Annotated in this window: 14 protein-coding genes and 1 tRNA gene; 4 read left to right on the top strand and 11 right to left on the bottom strand. The window is 62.5% G+C overall.

Features of this window, described 5'->3' with window-relative positions; translation table 11 throughout:
* Positions 1 to 9: 9 nt before the first annotated feature.
* From JQ609_RS00250 to JQ609_RS00225, 6 genes are all read right to left on the bottom strand, one after another.
* Complete coding sequence (locus JQ609_RS00250) at positions 10 to 1,896, bottom strand: ABC transporter ATP-binding protein (protein WP_212207738.1); 1,887 nt, start codon at positions 1,894 to 1,896, stop codon at positions 10 to 12.
* A 23-nt stretch (positions 1,897 to 1,919) separates the two neighbouring features.
* Positions 1,920 to 2,846, bottom strand: coding sequence for a glyoxylate/hydroxypyruvate reductase A (locus tag JQ609_RS00245; RefSeq protein WP_212271602.1), 927 nt, complete (start codon positions 2,844 to 2,846; stop codon positions 1,920 to 1,922).
* 25 nt (positions 2,847 to 2,871) lie between these two features.
* The gene (locus JQ609_RS00240) at positions 2,872 to 4,200 is read right to left on the bottom strand and encodes an FAD-binding oxidoreductase (RefSeq protein ID WP_212271601.1); all 1,329 of its coding nucleotides are present in this window, start codon (positions 4,198 to 4,200) and stop codon (positions 2,872 to 2,874) included.
* A 145-nt stretch (positions 4,201 to 4,345) separates the two neighbouring features.
* Positions 4,346 to 5,221 (bottom strand): ABC transporter permease, encoded by an 876-nt coding sequence (locus JQ609_RS00235; protein ID WP_212032686.1) that lies wholly within the window; start codon positions 5,219 to 5,221, stop codon positions 4,346 to 4,348.
* A 3-nt stretch (positions 5,222 to 5,224) separates the two neighbouring features.
* Positions 5,225 to 6,175 (bottom strand): ABC transporter permease, encoded by a 951-nt coding sequence (locus tag JQ609_RS00230; protein ID WP_212207734.1) that lies wholly within the window; start codon positions 6,173 to 6,175, stop codon positions 5,225 to 5,227.
* Positions 6,176 to 6,201: 26 nt separating this feature from the next.
* Positions 6,202 to 7,899, bottom strand: coding sequence for a peptide ABC transporter substrate-binding protein (locus JQ609_RS00225; RefSeq protein WP_212271600.1), 1,698 nt, complete (start codon positions 7,897 to 7,899; stop codon positions 6,202 to 6,204).
* 238 nt (positions 7,900 to 8,137) lie between these two features.
* Between JQ609_RS00225 and JQ609_RS00220 the strand changes: the two genes are divergently transcribed.
* Positions 8,138 to 8,773 (top strand): helix-turn-helix domain-containing protein, encoded by a 636-nt coding sequence (locus JQ609_RS00220; RefSeq protein ID WP_212271599.1) that lies wholly within the window; start codon positions 8,138 to 8,140, stop codon positions 8,771 to 8,773.
* 112 nt (positions 8,774 to 8,885) lie between these two features.
* Here the strand turns inward: JQ609_RS00220 and JQ609_RS00215 are convergent, their stop codons facing one another.
* The 4 genes from JQ609_RS00215 to JQ609_RS00200 all read right to left on the bottom strand — a co-directional run bounded on the left by JQ609_RS00215 (position 8,886) and on the right by JQ609_RS00200 (position 13,026).
* Positions 8,886 to 10,310 carry a TRAP transporter large permease subunit gene (locus JQ609_RS00215; protein WP_212207731.1) on the bottom strand — a complete coding sequence of 475 codons (1,425 nt, stop codon included), beginning with the start codon at positions 10,308 to 10,310 and terminating at the stop codon, positions 8,886 to 8,888.
* The gene (locus tag JQ609_RS00210) at positions 10,307 to 10,870 is read right to left on the bottom strand and encodes a TRAP transporter small permease subunit (RefSeq protein WP_212271598.1); all 564 of its coding nucleotides are present in this window, start codon (positions 10,868 to 10,870) and stop codon (positions 10,307 to 10,309) included. Before JQ609_RS00210 ends, JQ609_RS00215 begins: the two co-directional genes overlap by 4 nt.
* Positions 10,871 to 10,949: 79 nt before the next feature.
* The gene (locus tag JQ609_RS00205; RefSeq protein WP_212207729.1) at positions 10,950 to 12,056 is read right to left on the bottom strand and encodes a TRAP transporter substrate-binding protein; all 1,107 of its coding nucleotides are present in this window, start codon (positions 12,054 to 12,056) and stop codon (positions 10,950 to 10,952) included.
* A 415-nt stretch (positions 12,057 to 12,471) separates the two neighbouring features.
* Positions 12,472 to 13,026, bottom strand: coding sequence for a hypothetical protein (locus JQ609_RS00200; RefSeq protein WP_212207728.1), 555 nt, complete (start codon positions 13,024 to 13,026; stop codon positions 12,472 to 12,474).
* Positions 13,027 to 13,323: 297 nt separating this feature from the next.
* On the opposite strand from JQ609_RS00200, the gene JQ609_RS00195 reads away from it, so the two are divergent.
* Positions 13,324 to 16,092: a transglycosylase domain-containing protein gene (locus tag JQ609_RS00195; protein ID WP_312014781.1), complete on the top strand. Its 2,769-nt coding sequence runs from the start codon at positions 13,324 to 13,326 to the stop codon at positions 16,090 to 16,092.
* Positions 16,089 to 17,114: a hypothetical protein gene (locus JQ609_RS00190; RefSeq protein ID WP_249127501.1), complete on the top strand. Its 1,026-nt coding sequence runs from the start codon at positions 16,089 to 16,091 to the stop codon at positions 17,112 to 17,114. Before JQ609_RS00195 ends, JQ609_RS00190 begins: the two co-directional genes overlap by 4 nt.
* Positions 17,115 to 17,311: 197 nt before the next feature.
* Here the strand turns inward: JQ609_RS00190 and JQ609_RS00185 are convergent.
* Positions 17,312 to 17,386, bottom strand: a tRNA-Glu gene (locus JQ609_RS00185).
* 460 nt (positions 17,387 to 17,846) lie between these two features.
* Here JQ609_RS00185 and JQ609_RS00180 point away from each other — a divergent pair.
* Positions 17,847 to 18,299, top strand: coding sequence for a (2Fe-2S)-binding protein (locus JQ609_RS00180; protein WP_212207725.1), 453 nt, complete (start codon positions 17,847 to 17,849; stop codon positions 18,297 to 18,299).
* Positions 18,300 to 18,301 lie beyond the last annotated feature (2 nt).

Below are 18,301 nucleotides of genomic sequence, written 5' to 3'. Positions count from 1 at the left end.
GGATACCGGTTAGCCCGACCATTCTTCGTCCCAAACCTGGACGACGTGGCCCGGTGTGACCTCGCGGTACTGGCGGACCGGAGGCTGGTAGTCGGGCGCGCGCACGGGACTTTTGATTTCGTCGTTGGATACACCGCGCTTCTCGGCGCGGCGCGCAGGATCAGGGATCGGTACGGCCGCCATCAGCTTCCTGGTATAGGGATGCTGCGGATTCCCGAACACCGCCGCGCGGGGCCCGATCTCGACAATTTCGCCGAGATACATGACAGCGACACGATGGCTCATCCGCTCGACCACCGCGATGTCATGGGAGATGAAGAGATAGGCCAGGCCCATACTCGCCTGAAGGTCGAGCATCAGATTCACCACCTGCGCCTTGACCGAGACGTCGAGCGCCGAGACCGCCTCGTCGGCAATGATCAGCCTGGGCCCGAGCGCCAACGCGCGGGCGATGCAGATGCGCTGGCGTTGCCCGCCGGAGAACTCGTGCGGAAAGCGCGACGCCATATCCGCCGTCAGTCCGACGCGAACCAATAGATCGGCAACCTTGTCGCGCGCTTGAGACGAAGAAGCCAGTCCATGGGCATAGAGCGGCGCGGCGACCGCCGAGCCGACCGACATGCGCGGATTGAGGCTCGCGAACGGATCCTGGAAGACGATCTGCATGCGCTTGCGCAACGCTCGCAGAGCCCAGGCGCCCATGCCGAGGACATCCTCACCGTCGACCAGCACGGAGCCGCTGTCCGGCTCGACCAGCTTGAGGATGGACCGTCCCGTCGTCGACTTGCCGCAGCCGGACTCGCCGACAAGCGCCAGTGTTTCGCCGGCGTGCACGCTGAAGGATATGTTCTCCACCGCATGGACGCGGCCCGAGACCTTGCCGAACAGGCCGGAGCGGATCGGAAACCGCGTGGTCAGGTTGGCGACGTCGAGCACCGGCCGCTCTGATGCGGCGACCGTATCGGGCGTCTCCGTCGGTTCATCCGACGTTCCTGTTACCTTGTCGACGATCGGAAATCGCATCGGCCGCGCCCGCCCTTCCATGGAGCCGAGACGCGGCACAGCGGAGAGAAGCGCGCGGGTATAAGGATGCGAAGGCGCGGCGAAGATCCGTGCGGTGCTGTCGGCTTCCACCGCCTGGCCGTCATACATCACCACGGTGCGGTCCGCGATCTCGGCCACCACTCCCATGTCATGCGTGATGAAGAGGATCGACATATCCTCTTCTTCCTGCAGAACCTTGAGGAGTTCGAGGATCTGCGCCTGGATCGTGACGTCGAGCGCGGTGGTCGGCTCGTCGGCGATGAGCAGCTTCGGCCTGCAGGCCAGCGCCATGGCGATCATCACGCGCTGGCGCATGCCCCCGGAGAAGCGATGGGGATGTTCATGGAAACGCGACTTCGCCGCCGGGATGCGGACCCTCTCGAGCAGGCGAACGGTCTCGGCCTCGGCCGCCGCGCGCGACATGCCCCGATGGTAGATCAGCGCTTCGGCGATCTGGAAGCCGATGGTCAGCACCGGATTGAGGCTGGTCATCGGTTCCTGGAAGATCATGGCAACTTCGTTGCCGCGCACATCCTGCATGGTCTGTTCGGGCAGCGTCAGGAGATCGCGACCCGCGAGCTTGATGCTGCCCACGATGCGGCCGCTCTCCTGCGGAATGAGCCGCATGATGGAGAGCGCGGTGACGCTCTTGCCCGAGCCAGATTCCCCGACGATCGCCACAGTCTCCTTCGCGGCAACGTCGAACGACACGTTCCGGACGACGGGAATCCATTGCCCGTCGCGGATGAACGAGGTGGTCAGACCCGCGATCGACAGCACCGGCGAACCCGCTGCCTGGGCCGGCTTCACGCCGGTGGCGAGATGGTCAAGTCCGCTTGGGCCAATACTCATCCTGAAGCTTTCAATGCACGGTTTCAGTAGCCGCGGTCACGATCGACACGCCCCGGCAAGATTTCACCGCGGCGGTGGCGACCGATGGTATCGAGCACGAATTCGACCGCCGTTTCCGGCGTCGTCATGCTTGCGATATGTGGTGTGAGCAGGATGCGCGGATGGTTCCAGAACGGGTGGCCTGCCGGCAGCGGTTCCTGTTCGGCGACGTCAAGAACGGCTGACGACAACAGGCCGCGCTCCAGCGCCGCAATCAGGTCTGCCTCGACCAGATGCCCGCCCCGCCCGACATTGACGAGTTGAGCACCGTGCGGCAGTGCCTCGAACAGACTCATATTCAGGATGCCGCGGGTTTCATCGGTCAGCGGCAGCAGGCAGAGAAGGATGTCGGTCTGCGCCAAAAAATCCAGCAATGTCTCCCGGCCCGCATAACAAGTGACACCCTCTATGGTGCGTGGGGAGCGGTTCCACCCCGCGAGCGGAAAGCCGAATAGTTTGAGCCGTTCAAGCACCGCCTGACCGAGCAGGCCGAGGCCCATCACGCTAACACGCCGTTTCGCCGCCGGCGTGATCCGGATCTCGCGCCAGATCTGCTGACGCTGCTGGGCGATGAGGTGCACGAGATCGCGATGCAGCGCGAGCACGGCCATGGTGGCATATTCAACCATGCCTTCCGCAATGCCGGGCTCCAGCATGCGGATGAGCGGAACATGAGGCGGGAGCTGCGAGAAATCGAATTGATCGACCCCTGCCCCGACCGAGAAGACGAGTTCGAGATTGCGGAAGGTTGTGGCGATGTTTTCCGGCGGGCTCCATACCGCGAGATAGCGTACCTCTGCCGGATCGCCGATATCGGGCCAGAGCCGGAACGGCAGCTCCGGGGCGCGCGCCGCAAAATGGCGGGCCCATTCGAGGCCGCGGGTTGCATTCGCCTTGTAGAGGAATGTCATGGCGAGCTGCCCCGATCCGGCACCGCTAGAAGAGGCTGACCGGCGCCAGCGGCCGGCCGTCGATCAGGCGCATATGGCTGTAGGCCGCCGGATCGACCAGCGGCGTTTCGCCCGTGACGAGGTCGGCAGCGAGCTTGCCGGCTGCCGGGCCAATGCCGAAGCCATGGCCGCTGAAGCCGGTCGCGAGGAAAAACCCTGGCATCGCAGCGACAGGTGAAATCACCGGAATGGTGTCGGGCGTCGTATCGATAGTGCCTCCCCAGGCCTCCGCGACTTCGATGCCTTTCAACTCGGGATTTGACTTGATCAGCGCCGCGAGCGCCGAAGTGACCAGCGACATATCGGGCGCGGGATCGCGCACCCGCTCGGTCTCGAACGGCGAAGGCTTGTCGAGACTCCAGCTGGTGCCGCGCATGATCTGGTCGAAAAACGACTTTCCGAACGACAGCTTCAACCCCTTGCGGCGCTGCTTGTAGGTCGGCCAGAAGGTTTTGGCATAGCGAAACAGATCCGGCGACACTTCCACCGTGCCGCGGCCGCGCAGCGCCAGCGTGAAGCCGCCATCGAGGCGGCGGCGAATGCAATAAAAGTCGGTGCCGAGCGCGCCCATCGTGATTTCCGGCGCCGGCGTGGTACGGCACGCGGTGGCGTTGACGAGGCCGATCGGCAGCTCAATGCCGTGGCGCCGGCAGAACAGCGACGACCAGGCCCCACCCGCCAGCAGCACGGACTGCGTGCGAATGGCCCCCCTCTCGGTGACGACCGCGCTTACCTGTCCGCCTTGGGTTTCGAGCCCGCGCGCGGCGCAGCCCTGATGAATCGTTACACCGTGCTTGCGCGCGGCGGCCGCGAGCGCCGGCACGGCCATCGAAGGCTCGGCGCGCCCGTCACTCGGCGTGTGCAAACCACCGACCCAAATGTCGGCATTGCCGGGCACGCGCTCGGCGACCTCGGCCGCCGACAAGACGGTTGAATGAACCTGCTGTTCGCGGGCGATCTCGGCCCATTTCTCCCACGCGGCCAGTTCCTGCGGGTTCTTGGTCAGGAACAAGACACCGGTACGCCGAAAGCCGGCATCGACGCCGGCGTCGTTCTGCATGTCCTCCCACAGCCGCAGCGCCTCGCGGGCCAGCGGAATCTCGGCGCGGGCACGGCCCTGCTGGCGGCACCAGCCCCAGTTGCGGCTCGACTGCTCGGCGCCGACATGCCCCTTCTCGATCAGCGCGACGGAGTGTCCTTTCTTCGCCAGGTGATAGGCCGCCGAAACGCCGATGACGCCACCGCCGATGACGACGACATCGGCTTGCGCCGGCAAGCGTTCGTCGCTTGTGATGCGGCTGAGTGGCGGGGACATGAGACTCTCCTGACAGTAAAGTTGATCGAAGGCAGAGCCTTTTCCGTTCCGATTGTATCGGAGCGGGGCTCTAGGCTTTTGTTCTGACGCGTTTTCTTCACGCGAACCGGTATCCACTTCGCTGGAAAACGCTCTGGTTGGCGCTTCATGGGATGTTCATGCGCGGGTCGAGCGCGTCGCGCAGTCCGTCGCCGAGGAAGTTGAAGCTTGTCACGGCAAGTGTGATGGCAATGCCCGGCGCGATCGCAAGCCAGGGCGCACTCGTCATGTAGATCTGCGCATTGTTGAGCATGTTGCCCCAGCTCGCGGCCGGCGGCTGAATACCGAATCCGAGGTAGCTGACATAGGATTCGAGGAGGATCGCCTTGGCGACATTGAGCGTCGCCGCAACCACGATCGGCGCCATGGCATTTGGCACGAGTTCGCGGAACATGATCCGCAGGTTCGACGAACCGAAGGCCACGGCGGCGATCGCGAACTCACGTTCGCGAAGCGAACGGACCTGCGCTTCCACAACGCGCGCGACGCTCATCCACGCGGTGGCCGCGATCAGCAAGGTGGTGGTCATCAGACCCGGCTCGGTGAGCGCCGCGAGCGCCAGCAGCAGAAAGATCGCCGGGAAGCACAGCACGGCATCGACGAACCGCATCAGCACGGCGCCGATGACGCCGCCATAGAAGCCCGCGAAAGCGCCGACCAGGATGCCGACCGCCATGGCGATGGTCATGGCGACGATGCCGATGGAGAGCGACACGCGCCCTCCCATCATCAGCCGCGCCAGCACGTCCCGGCCGAGTTCGTCGGTGCCAAGGATGTGCGCTCCCGACAATGGCGGCGCGAACCGCTTCATGATGTCGATATAGGTGTCGTCGAACGGCAAAAGATAAGGGCCGAACGCCGAACCCAGCACGAGGATGACGATAGTCACGGCACCCGCCAAGGCCAGCCGGTGACGGCGGAAGCGTTGCCAGGCGGCCTGGCCGGGAGCAAGTTGGACGGTCTGCAGGGCTGCGGTGCTCATCGCCTATCCCACCCGGATCCGAGGATCGACGACGGCATAAAGGATGTCGGCGAGAAGCGAGCCGATCAGCACCATCATGGCCGAGAACATCAGGATGCCCATCACGACCGGATAATCGCGATAGCCGATCGAATCGAGGAACAGCCGGCCCATGCCAGGCCAAGTGAAGACGGTCTCGGTGACCAGCGCGCCGCCGAGCAATGTTGGAAACTGAAGACCCGCAACTGTTATCATCGGCAGCAGGGCGTTGCGCAAGGCATGCACCGTCAGGATGCGCCACTCCGGCATCCCCTTGGCGCGCGCCGTGCGGATGTAATCCTGGTTGATGACCTCGAGCATGGAGGAGCGCATGAAGCGTCCCCAGATGGCGGTCTCGACGAGCGCCAGCACGACGGCCGGTGCGATCAGATGATGCAGGAGATCGAGAAAAGAGCCGTCACCGATCGTATGCCGGTTGCCGGACGGCAACCAGCCGAGCTTCACCGAAAACAGATAGATCGTGACGAGCCCGAACCAGAACGTCGGAATGGAAAGCGCGATCATGGCGCCGACAGTTGCCAGCGAATCAAACAAGGAATAGCGGCGCACGGCGCCAAGCACCCCGATCCAGCAGCCGAGCAGAACCGCGATGAGGGTCGCGGTCGCCATCAGTTCGAGCGTGGCACCGAGATGCGAGCCGATGACGGACAGCACCGCCTCGCCGTCCCGATAGGAGCGACCCCAGTCGCCCCTGACCATGCGACCGAACCAGTCGAGATACTGGATCGGCAGCGGACGATCGAGACCCAGTTGCCTGGTGACGCGATCGAGGTCCTCCTGCGTCATTTGCGCCGAGGCGGCGAATTGCGAGAGCGGGCCGCCAGGCGCCAGATGGAGGATCGCAAAGCCGAGCGCCGAGACGATCACCAGCAACATGATCGCCTGCATCAGGCGATTGGCGACGTAACGGGCCATTCAGGCAATCCCCCGGATCAAACGCGTCAGGTCCAGTACCATTCGCGGATGTTCCAGCAGTTGGACGAGGCGTTGATGTTGTGCCGGAAGCCCTGCAATCCTTCCTTGACGCCCTCGGTGATGGTGCCCTGGAACAGCGGCAGCACCGCGAGGTCGTTGCGGATCAGCTTCTGAAGGTCGCCATAGATCGCCTTGCGCCTTGCAAGATCGAACTGCTTGGCGCCCTCGGCGAGCAGCCGGTCGGCTTCCGGGCTTTGGTATTGATAGGTGTTGAAGCCGCGTCCGCCTTTGGCCGGGATGGCGCCCGAGCCGAAGCGCGGCGTCACGTCCGGATCGCTGCCCAGCATGAAGTTCACCGACACCAGGACCGAGTTGAACTTCGACTGCTGCCAGAACTCGCCCCAGATGACCGCAGCCGGCATGTTGTTCACGCGCATCGCAGCGCCGATCGCGCGCCAGTCCTGAATCAGCAGCTGCTGGGTTTGCTCGCGCACGGCGTTGCCGGACGTGGTCGAATTGGTGAATTCGAGCTTGGCGCCGCCCTTCTCGCGGATGCCGCCTGCGCCGCGGACCCATCCCGCCGCATCGAGCAGCGCGTTGGCCTTCGCCGGATCGTAGCTGTGCTGCGGCAGGCCCTGCTGGAACGACCAGGCCTGTTGCGGCACAAAACTCTCGGTCTGCGTCGGCAGGCCGTAATTGAGCGCGTCGATGATCGCCTTCTTGTTGATCGCGAGATATAGCGCCTCGCGCACCGTGCGATCGGTGAATGGACCGAAATCCAGGTTCGGCGCGACATGCTCCACCGAGGCCGTCGACGACACGAAAATCTTGCGGCCACGCAGCGTTTTCGCCTCTTGCACGAAGTTCGGCAGGATTCCCTGCAAGCCGGTGTAGTCGACCTGGCCGGTGCGGAACTGGGTGTACAGGACGGTCAGGTCCGGGATGTATTTGAAAACGACGCGCTCCAGATAAGGCCCCTTGCCGTGGTAGCCGGTATGGGCGTGCAACAGGATATGGTCGCCAGGCACGCGCTCGCCCCAACGGAACGGTCCGGTCCCGACCGGTGCATTGTGGAACGGCGAGCTGTTCGGATCCGAGACCTTCTCCAGGATGTGTTTGGGCACCATGCAGGTCAGCGACAGGATCGACATATAGGGCGAATACGGCGCCTCCATGCGCCAATGAACCTCGTCGGGCGCGACGACCTTGATGTCCTTGACCAGGTTATGGCCGACGCGGTTGCGCGCGCGGAAATCCGTGTTGTTGATCAGCTCAAGGGAGAACTTGACGTCATCGGCCGTAAACGCCGTGCCATCATGCCACTTGGCGTTACTGCGCAGCTTGATCTTCCAGATCAGACCGTCGGCCGACAGCCCGCCGTTCTCGATGGTGGGGACTTCGCGGGCCAGGTCAGGAACGAAGTTTCCATCAGGATCGATGAACCACAACGGCGAGAAGACTTGCCACCAAACGCCCTGATCGACCTCGATACCGGGCATCAGGGGATGAAAGACGGTCGGCTCCTGCGACAGGGCCGCGATCACCTGCCCGCGTGGCTTGGCGGGCGGATTGCCCGGACGTTCGGTCTGGGCAAAGGCGGAGGCGGTGGCACTCAGCCCCGCCGCAGCGCCCGCGCCAAGCAGCATGAACTGCCGGCGGTTCGGTATGCCGAAGGCCGAGTTGCCCAATGCGGGAATGTCGAATTTGCCCGTTTCGTCCGCCATGACCGTCTCCGTTTTCGCGCGCGGTACCGATCCCCCGTGCCCGATCTCGAAAACCCGGCAACGCAGAGGTTAGCTGAGCTTTAGTACGTCTAATTATTTGCATCCAAATTTCATCATAGCTAAATAAACGAGTCAATCACATTGATGGTATGGTCCGATTGTTCGATGAAACTGATCGCCGCTTGTTCCGGTGGGTCAGAAACGGTTGGGGCTTTGAGACGATGTACGGGAGAGCAACATGGCTGGCCGCGGCGGCGTGAGCGTTCCGAAGAACGCCCAGGCGATCGAAAGCGACGACGCGGTCGATCAGCGGCGGCTTGGCGAGACGGTGCGGCTGCTGCGCCAGCGCGCAGGCTTCTCGATTCAGGACGTCGCCAAACGTACCGGCCTGTCCACCGGCATGATCAGCCAGCTCGAACGCGCGCTCGCCATGCCGTCCGTGCGCACCTTGCGTCTTCTCAGCATCGCTCTCGACGTGCCGATCTCCTATTTCTTCGGAGCAACCGACGCCGGCGAACCGCAGCGCTACATCGTGCGGAAGAATGACCGTCGGCTGCTTCGGCTCACCGCCAGCGGCGTCGTCAAGGAAGCGCTCACCCCTGCCGAGAAGGGTGAACTCGAACTTTATGAACTCACGCTCAACCCTGGCGGCTCGTCGGGCACCGACTTCTTCCAGCACACCGGTGAAAAGGCGGGCTACATATTGTCGGGCAGCCTGCGTCTGTGGCTCGACCACGAAGCCCATGTCCTGGAGGCCGGCGACAGCTTCCGCTTCCCGAGCATCGTGCCGCACATGTTCGACAATCCGACGCAGCAGGTAGCGCGCGTCATCTGGGTAACGACACTGCGCCGAACCGATCCGCCTGCCGGTTGAAGTGCGGTGCGGCCGCGTACGCCGCGTGGTCCTCAACACTCACGCGATTCTGCGCAAATTACGCAAACCCAGCGTCGTGCGCGTAGCAAGCTGCTGATGCGGCCTGTGCCGGCTATTTCTTTTTTGGCGTCAGCCAGTCGTCGTCTTCCAGGGACGGTGCCAGCTTCTGCTGTTCCAGGATTTTCCTGTGCTCCTCGGGGATGACCTGACTGCGCGATGCCTCGTGCAGCCTCTGCGGGAACCAGGTCGCAATGCCGGGGAAGGCGATCATCAGTCCAACGCAGATCACCTGCAGGATCATGAACTGGAACATGCCGGCGTAAATCGTCGCGAGACTCCAGCCCTTGACCACCTGCTTGAGATAGTACGCCGACATGGCGACCGGCGGCGACAGGAAGGCGGTCTGCAGCACCACCGCAACCAATGCTCCGAACCATATGAGGTCGATGCCCATGCCCTTCACGACGGGGTAGAAGATCGGCAGGAACACCAGGATGATGGCTGGCCACTCGAACGGCCAACCCAGCAGGAAAATGAGAAACAGCACGACAATCAGCATGAGGCCGGTCGGCAACTGGAGGCCGAGCATCGTCTCGGTGATCCAGTTCGCCGAGCCGAGGCGGGCGAACACCGCACCAAAAATGTTCGACGTGACCGCCAGTAGCAGCACCATGCTCGACGTCGCCATCGTCGAGATCAGCGCTCGCTGCAGTCCGCCGAGCGAGAACCTGCGATATGCGATCGCCAGGGTCAGCGCGCCGACGCTGCCGATACCGGCGGCCTCCGTCGGCGTCGCAAGCCCCCCGATGATCGAGCCGAGCGTCGCCGTGATGAGCCCGAGCAGGGGCAGCGTGCCGACGATCACCTCGCGCGCAATGTACCCCGCCGAGTAGATCCGCTCATCCATTGGCACCGGCGGCCCGAGTTTGGGGTTCAGGAAGGCGCGGCCCATCAGATAGACGATGTAGAGGCCGGCCAGCAGGAAGCCCGGCCCGAAGGCTGCAGCATAGAGATCGGCGACCGACACCCCGAGCACCGGCCCCATCACGATCAGCATTACCGACGGGGGAATGAGAATGCCGAGCGTGCCACCCGCAGTGATGGTGCCCGCCGAAAGCTTGGCGTCATAACCCGCCTTCATCATGATCGGCGAGGCCATGATGCCAAGAACGGTGACGGCGGCTCCGACGATGCCCGTCGCCATCGCGAACACGGTCGAGGTCAGGATGACGACGAGGAAGAGTGCGCCGCGCACCGGCGCAAGCAGCATGCGGAACGCCGTGAAAAGGCGCTCCATGAGCCCTGCTTGCTCGGTGATGAAGCCCATGAAGATGAACAGCGGCACGGCGGCCAGGAGCTCCTCCTTCATCAGGCCGATGGTCTGGAAGTAGGCAAGGTCGAAGACCGTCGCGCCCATGCCCACGTAGCCGAACGCAAAGGCGAGAAAAAGCAGCGTGAACGAGATCGGCACGCCGATGAAGATCGCTCCGAGCAGCACCAGAAGCATGATGAGGCCGATGAGCGCTTCTGCGGTCATATCTCGACCTTCTCCTTGTGCTCGAGCTCGACGCCGGTGCGCAACATGTAGATGCTCTTGATCAACTCGGACACGCCCTGGATCAGCAGCAAGATGCAGGCGAGCGGCACGACGAACTTGAACGGCCACAGCACCGGCCGCCACGGTGTCTGGTCCGACGTCTCGTTGATCTGCCAGGAGTAATGAAACTCGTTCCAGCTGATCAGCAACAGCATGATCAGGCTCGGGAAGAAGAATACGATATAGGAGATCGTGTCGATCAGGCCCTTCCTGCGGGTGGAGAACTTCTCCCAGAAAAAGTCGGTGCGGATATGAGCGCCCTTGTGCAGCGCGTAAGCGGCGCCGAGCATGAACAGCGATCCATAGAGCATGTAGGTTGCGTCGTAGGCCCATACGGTCGGCGCGTTGAACAGGTAACGCGCTCCAACCTCGTAGGCGACGGCCAGAACCAGCGGTACCGCCAGCCACGAGAAGATCGTACCGGTCCGATCCGTGAAGCCGTCAATGATCCGGATCATGGTCAGCAGCGCCGGCGACTGCCTGTCTGTTGCCTCAGCCATCCCTCCCCCTACGGTTCGCGCCTTGCGGCGCGATGCAGGCAATGGAGGGCGGCCAAACCGGCCGCCCTCGGACGAGGTCCTATTTCTCGACCGGGAAGTAGTAGTTCGCCATGAAGGAGTATGGCGGGAAATAGGACCGCTTGTACGGCACCACAGCGCTGGCATAGGTCTTCTGCGAGTCGTGCACCTTCTTGAAGAACGGGTTCCTGGCGCCCTCGGCCGCCGCGATCTCGTCCCACTTCTTGATGAAGGCCAGCAGGATCTCGGTCGGCGTGCGCAGGATCTGTACGCCGTGCTTCTGCTGCATCTCAATCAGCGCATCGGCGTTCTGGCGCTGCCACTTGGTCCACCAGACGAGAAATGCCTCGTTGGCAGCCGACTTGATGATTTCCTGGTGCTGCGGGCTGAGCTCCTTCCACACATCGCCGTTGATCACGATTTCGCCGACCGTCACGTTCTCGTGCAGGCCGGGCGAATAGTGATACTTCCAGACGTTGTGGAAGCCGAGCTGCATGTCCTCGATGCCGCCGACCCATTCCGCGCAATCGATCACGCCGCGCTGTGCGGAGGGAATGATCTCGCCGCCCGGCATGTTGACCACACTGAAGCCGAGCGCCTGCCAGACTTCGCCGGCCATGCCGGTCTGGCGGCATTTCATTCCCTTCATGTCCTCGATCGTCTGGATCGGCTTCTTGAACCAGCCGAAAGCCTGCGGCCCTGCAGGCAGGATGGGGAACACGACGACGTTGAGCTTGAGCTCCTTCTGATAGAACTCGTTGTAAAGATCGAGGCCACCGCCGTGATAGAACCAGCCCATCACGTCCATGTAGTCCATGCCGAAGGTGCCGCCGGGACCGCCGGTGAACAGAATCGCGGTCTTGTTCTTGCCGGTCCAGTAGCCGGCCCACGCATGCGATCCGTCGAGCACCTTCTTGTGGGTCGCGTCGAGCACCTCGAACGCCGGCACAACCTGGCCGGCGGGCATCGTCTCGATCTTCAGCGCGCCCGCGGACAGCTTGTTCACCCGCTCGGCGAAGTAGGTGAAGTTATCATAGAGCGTGAGCGATGCCGGCCATGAGGCCTGCATCTTCAGCGTCTTTGTCTGCGCCATGACTGCAGTAGTGGATCCGACAAACGCCGATGCCATCAGGGCAGCGACGAGCGATCCCAGAAACAAGCGTTTCATGAGCCCTCTCCTCCCTTTGACGACGTGACCTTGGCGATCGTTTTCTTGGTTTTTCTTGCCGCGCTTGGTCTCGAAACCAAGTCTGCCACCATCTCGTCAATTTGTCATCTTGCTTTCTGGCCGCAGCAAGCGCCGGCAGTCTGCTGCAGCGTGGGCGCGCTTTTGCGCAGGGGCGCGCCCGACGGATCCACCGCTGCCTGTTGCACCGCGGTCGATCTTTCTTACCGATATCAGCACGCGGAGCGTGTGGTAAAAGCCCGGCCTGCTCCGGGTTTGGGCAGCAACTTCCAAAGCGTTTCAGAACGGCTGCCCAAACCTGCCCTCAAGGCTATGAAAACCGAGCCTCGCCGCCAAGACTGCAAACTGGCGTCCAGTAGCCGTCGCTACGACCGCAAATCACTTCGAGCGAAAAAATTCACTCATCCAATTTCTTGCTCAGTTCAGGATCGAGCTTGTTCCGGTCGACAGACTGATAGAACGTGATGGGTCTGCATTTTCCCTCGAAATCTGCCAGCACAATGGCCGTCCATGGATTCGTGGTCTCGCCCGAATTGTCGCGGAGGTCCGGCATGACCTTGCGGGCAGCGATCACATACCAAGCTCGACCAGTCGTTGCGGCCTTCGCAGCCGCAGCGAACTCGTCCAATATTCCGCGCAGATTCTTGCGCATTTCTTCTTCAGTGTCCCCGCGGAGGTATTTTCGAGACGACTTTCCCGCCTCTCCGTACTCATGATGAATGTTCAACTGCAGTCGGGCATCGTCCACTTCGATCTTGGTCACCCGTATCGCCGCGCCGCCTTCGCGAAGATAGTCTCGCACCCGGACATCGCAGGCCAAAAATCTGTCGGCGGGCGGCTGAGCGACGCTCGCTGCAGGGTTCTTTTTTCGAGGAGCGGCATCCGCAGGCGTCGTGGCGATGGCGGTGCTGAAGAGCGCCGCGGCAAGCACGACTGGAAGAGGGGTACTCATGACTGCGCTGCCAATATGGTATTTTTAGAACGCACCGGCCGCAGCGTTGGTTCCGCGGGCCCGGCCAAGTCGGAGCGGTGCTGAAGGTTCGGAAAAGCGGGCGGCGGCACCTCGGGAACTTTTTCCTCAACACAGCCTTGTTTATAGTATCGTTCTACAAGAACGGGACCTTACGGAGGCGGCTTTTTCGACCGTCGGCAGGTCATGGACTCGATTCTCATCAAGATCTTCGCCACGGCGCTGGCCTTCAGCCAGGTCACTACCCGGCCGGATGGGGTCAAGACGGAATTCGATGCGGTGCGCGACCGCTTCGAGGTGGCGCAGCTTTTGAATGCCGGCTGCGACCACATGCGCAAGGCTTTCGACATCGAGGACATCAACCTCGACGATCTGATTGCCACTGCCATGGATGACAAGGAGGCACTGAGCAGCGAGATCAAGGCGCTTAAAGGACTGAACCTGGCCGACCTCCACGTGACCTACAGGGAGTTCTGCAAAGTCGAAAAAGTGGAAGGATCGCCGGTCGATCTTGGCCAGGTCATCGCTTTCTACAACGGCGCGGTCAAGGATCTGCCCGACGCCGTGCAGCTCAAGCACCTCAGGCTTCCTGGCACCAGCGTAGTCCTCGACAACAAGCGCGAGCGCCTTGCCGAGATTTACGAGCCGAACAACCGCCGCGTCTGGGTCAAGCTTGCGGATATCCCAGAGGAGGTGCGCAACGCATTCATCGCCGCCGAGGACAAGCGTTTTTTCCAACACGCGGGCATTGACGAGCGCGGGCTGGTCCGCGCCTTCATCGGCAACTTCACGCATCCGGGCCGGCCGCAGGGCGGCTCGACCATCACGCAGCAGGTCGCCAAGAATCTGCTGGTGGGCAACGACATCACTTACGAAAGAAAACTGCGCGAAATGATCGTTGCCTCGCGGATGGAGCGCGCCCTGACCAAGGCGGAAATCCTCGAGCTCTATCTCAACTCGATTTATCTCGGTCGCGGAGCCTGGGGCATCGAGATGGCGGCGCGCAGCTATTTCGGTAAACCAGCCAAGGCGCTCTCCGCCGTCGAGGGCGCGCTACTCGCCGGGCTCGCCAAGGGACCGAACTACTTCAATCCTGACCGCCACCCTGAGCGCGCGCGCGAGCGGCTTGCCTACGTGCTGGGCCGCATGCAGAACGACGCCATGATCGACGCCGCCGCGGCGCAAGCAGTATTGCCGCAGCTTGTCGAGTACCGGCCGGCGCGACGGGACTTCGGCTTTCACTTCGTCGATCACGTCGCCCGCGAGGCAAAGGTGGTCGCGGGCCTCGATACTCTCACCAGTTCCTCCTACACGGTGCGCTCGACCGTCAACTCGGCCTTGCAGCGCACAGTCGAAGCAACATTGCAGGAGGGCCTCGCGCGGTACGAGCTGAACACCAATCGGTACAAATTTGAGGGACCCGAGGCGAACATTTCCAATGCTGTCCGTCTAAGTGCGGCTGACCTGAGGGCCACGGAACCGGCCTGGCTCGTGGCGTTGAAGACGACGCGGCTACCTCTCTATGACGTTCACTGGGAATCGGCGGTCGTCCTGGAGAATACGCGTGGCAAAAGCAGCCATGCGATCAACGTCGGCCTGACCGATGGAAGCATCCTGCCGCTGAACACCTGGAGCGCCGCGATCCGGCGCAGTCTCAAGCCGTACGACGTGATCTACGTGCAGGTGCGCAAAGCCAATGGTAAGCAAGCGGCGCGTGCCGATTTGCGCATTCGACCGAACGTGCAGGGAGCGGCGCTCGTACTCGAGAACGAAACCGGTCGCATTCTCGCGATGGCGGGCGGCTTTTCCTATCCGGCAAGCCAGCTCAACCGCGTCGTCCAGAGCCTGCGGCAACCCGGCTCCACCTTCAAGCCGCTGACCTACCTCGCCGCCCTTCGGAAGGGGTTGCAGCCCAACACGCTGGTGATGGACGAACCTCTGACGCTGGCACCGATCGGGGCGACGGCCTCCGGCCAGCGCGGTTTCTGGTCGCCGAAGAACTATGACGGCGGCGCTTCGGGCGCCATTACACTGCGGCGTGCGCTGGAAAACTCCCGGAATCTCGCTACCGCGCAACTGCTCGCGACCGGTCTCGACGACAGCGCCGAGCGAGGCCTCGACCAGGTCTGCTTGCTCGCGATGGAAGCGCAGCTCTACAAGGAATGCCTGCGCTACTACCCGTTCGTGCTCGGTGCCCAGACTGTGCGGCTCATCGACCTTGCGGCGTTCTATGCGGCGATCGCCAACGAAGGCGCACGACCCCAGCCCCATGCGATCGAAACGATCGAACAGGACGGCCGCCCAATCTACCGGCACGATCCGCATGCGGTGTCCTGGATCGGCTTCGCCGACCGCGCATCGTTTTACCAGTTGAAATCAATGCTTCAGGGCGTGCTCGCGCGCGGAACTGCGCGCGTAGTGAAGCATCTCTCGCCCTATGTCGGCGGCAAGACCGGTACCACTGATAATTCGGCCGATGCCTGGTTCGTCGGTTTCACAAATGACGTCACCATCGCCATCTGGGTCGGCTACGACAATGGCGAGGGCGGGCGTCGCACCCTTGGGCGCGGCCAGACCGGAGGGAAAGTGGCGCTGCCGATGTTCGAGCCGATCGCGCAGGCAGCCTGGGAGTTGCACGCTCCCAGGACGGCGTTGAACGGCCCTTCGCGCGAAGCCATGCGTCAGCTCGTTGCTCTGTCGATCGATTCCCATACCGGCGATCCCGCACCGGCCGGCTCCGGGCGCGCTTTCACCGAGTACCTCAAGAGGGATCCGTCGGGCAGAATCGATGATACGCAATTTCGGATCGTCTCGCGTGCAGAAAGCTACGCCCATCGTGGCGGTCATGACGGAGACGAGGGGCCATTCCAGCCGTGGTCCTACGATAACCGCCTTTACGGCGATAACCGGCTGCCCTTTCAATTCCCGAACTGGCGTCTTGGTCCGCGCGAATATCCCTCCTGGCGCGGAAATCCCGATGACGAGGACCGCCTCCCGCGACCGCCGCTCCGAGTCGATCCCGATTATTTCTGGCGGCGGCTGAATTGAGCATTGACGCCATGAGACTGCACCGTGCCGCTGCCCTCATCGCCGCCTGCGTCGCCACATGCACGGGCGCGGCCGCGCAGGAATTCCGGCTGGAGGACGTGCCCGCAGCCGCCAGCGTTCCGATTGCACAGATCAAACCTCGCACAGTCATCTTCGCTGACCAGCGCAACGACAAGCTCGCCGATTCCTCGACGGGACTCATTCCTTTCGACGATTGGGCCCGCTCACGTCCGGTGCAGCGGCGCTTCCTCTCGCTCTTCCCGAGCTTCGTTGAGCCCACGCTCAATCAGCAAACGAAGCTGACGCTCTCAGTCTACCAGGCAGAGGCGCGGTTTCGCCTTCCAAGACCGGCAGCGGCATTGGATCTGTCGCGGTATGCGAATGTCGCGTTCCTCGAGCAGATCGATCCGGCGGTCAAGCACCGGCCGATCACGGCGGGCGATGCTGTTCCCAACAAGGACACGGGCGTCGCCGCGCACAACCGTCCGCCGAATCGCCGCTGGTGCGAGGACACGAAAGCGATCTGCGTGCAGTCCCGCTACATGTTCGAAGGGAAAATTCCGGCGGGCATTCAGCTTGCCAACAAGCTGCGCGAGGAGAGCAAAAAGCCCATTCCGGATTTCATCGAGTTCCAGAGTGAGATCGGGTTGGTCACGCAGCCGCACCTTGCCGAGTTGCCGAGCCTGACAGGGCTCGACTCCACAGTCACCGGCGGGCTCGAGCAGAACATCTTTTGGGTCAACCAGGTCATCCAGTTCGGCAAGCTGCTTGCGATTCTGCAACAACATCCGACTGAGCGGGACGCCGCCATCGCGACGGTCTACATCCTGATTGTGGTCAGGAACGACGTGCTGAACAAGCAAAGGGAATACAGCAAGACCCCCGTTCTGCGAAACCTCGTGCCCGCGCAACTGCTCATGGGCAACAGCTCCTTCAACAGCGGCGATTCGCTGAGCGCCGGCCTGCCGAAATACGCCAGAAGCCGCATCAAGGCGATCGCCGACATGATGGAGCGGGAATGAGCAGATCGTGTGCGGCGCCGAATGGACGCCGGTAGATTGACAAATCGCGTTTGCAGTCGAAGGCCTCTAAGATGGCAAACAGCCACCGCGCCAGGGGCAAGACTCCTGCGCACCATCGCTTGCAAGATCAGTCGATCGAGGGGCTGGCACGCTCGATCGGGACTCCCATCGCAAATTTCGCGAAGGATCGTGCAATTTGGCGCTCCCTAGGGGAATCGAACCCCTGTTTCAGCCTTGAGAGGGCCGCGTCCTAACCGCTAGACGAAGGGAGCGTACGGCAGAGGGAATAGCCGTGAAATCGGCCCGCCGCAAGATGGCTGTGGGGCGGATGGGCTCATAACGACACCGCAAAAGCCAGCATCGAGGCCCGAAAACGGCGGAATCCCTGACCATCTGCCGGGCGAACTAGACCTTGTCTGTTGCCCGGCTTCCACTGTGGCGTGAAAACCCGGCAACTTCCCGGCAGCCCTGCTTCTGACAAACGGCACATCCCAAACACCTGTCTGTGAAGTCACCGCGGCGTTAACGTCTGATAGCATCACCGTATTCTTGATGCCGAGGCCGGCCAGGCCAAATCGCGAAAGGACATCCGCAAACCGCAAACTGCCTTGGGAAAACTGCCTTGGAATATTGCCTGGGCAGGGAAACCCGCGCGGCGATCCGAGCGAATGGAAATGTGTTCCGGCTCGTGCCGCAAACAGATCAACAGCTTAAAAAGAGCGAGGGACAGCCATGATCAAGGTAAAGATAAACGGCCAGGAACAAAATTGGGATGGCGATCCGGATCTTCCGTTACTCTGGTTTCTCCGTGACGAGGTGGGACTGACAGGGACCAAATATGGCTGCGGCCAGGCCCTGTGCGGCTCGTGCACCGTCATCATCGACAAGCAGGCCGTGCGCGCCTGCATCACCTCGGTTTCCGATGTGGTCGGCCGCGACGTCACCACCATCGAGGGCCTGCACCCCACCGGCGATCACCCGGTGCAGAAGGCCTGGCGCCAGCTCAATGTCCCGCAATGCGGCTATTGCCAGACCGGCCAGATCATGCAGGGCGCCGCGCTGTTGATGGACAATCCAAAGCCTTCCCATGACCAGATCCGCGAAGCGATGGCGGGCAACATCTGCCGCTGCGGCGCTTATCAGCGCATCGAGAACGCCGTGCGTCTGGCGTCGACGGGGGTGTGATC

This window comes from Bradyrhizobium sp. AUGA SZCCT0169, from assembly GCF_018130085.1.
GTDB lineage: Bacteria > Pseudomonadota > Alphaproteobacteria > Rhizobiales > Xanthobacteraceae > Bradyrhizobium.
The sequence above is the reverse complement of the archived record's forward strand: the minus strand, read 5'-3'. Positions and strand labels throughout refer to the sequence as shown.

Coding starts and splice junctions, on each gene's coding strand:
- JQ609_RS00250 (WP_212207738.1), bottom strand. CDS start 1,896: ATGAGTATTGGCCCAAGCGGACTTGACCATCTCGCCACCGGCGTGAAG.
- JQ609_RS00245 (WP_212271602.1), bottom strand. CDS start 2,846: ATGACATTCCTCTACAAGGCGAATGCAACCCGCGGCCTCGAATGGGCC.
- JQ609_RS00240 (WP_212271601.1), bottom strand. CDS start 4,200: ATGTCCCCGCCACTCAGCCGCATCACAAGCGACGAACGCTTGCCGGCG.
- JQ609_RS00235 (WP_212032686.1), bottom strand. CDS start 5,221: ATGAGCACCGCAGCCCTGCAGACCGTCCAACTTGCTCCCGGCCAGGCC.
- JQ609_RS00230 (WP_212207734.1), bottom strand. CDS start 6,175: ATGGCCCGTTACGTCGCCAATCGCCTGATGCAGGCGATCATGTTGCTG.
- JQ609_RS00225 (WP_212271600.1), bottom strand. CDS start 7,899: ATGGCGGACGAAACGGGCAAATTCGACATTCCCGCATTGGGCAACTCG.
- JQ609_RS00220 (WP_212271599.1), top strand. CDS start 8,138: ATGGCTGGCCGCGGCGGCGTGAGCGTTCCGAAGAACGCCCAGGCGATC.
- JQ609_RS00215 (WP_212207731.1), bottom strand. CDS start 10,310: ATGACCGCAGAAGCGCTCATCGGCCTCATCATGCTTCTGGTGCTGCTC.
- JQ609_RS00210 (WP_212271598.1), bottom strand. CDS start 10,870: ATGGCTGAGGCAACAGACAGGCAGTCGCCGGCGCTGCTGACCATGATC.
- JQ609_RS00205 (WP_212207729.1), bottom strand. CDS start 12,056: ATGAAACGCTTGTTTCTGGGATCGCTCGTCGCTGCCCTGATGGCATCG.
- JQ609_RS00200 (WP_212207728.1), bottom strand. CDS start 13,026: ATGAGTACCCCTCTTCCAGTCGTGCTTGCCGCGGCGCTCTTCAGCACC.
- JQ609_RS00180 (WP_212207725.1), top strand. CDS start 17,847: ATGATCAAGGTAAAGATAAACGGCCAGGAACAAAATTGGGATGGCGAT.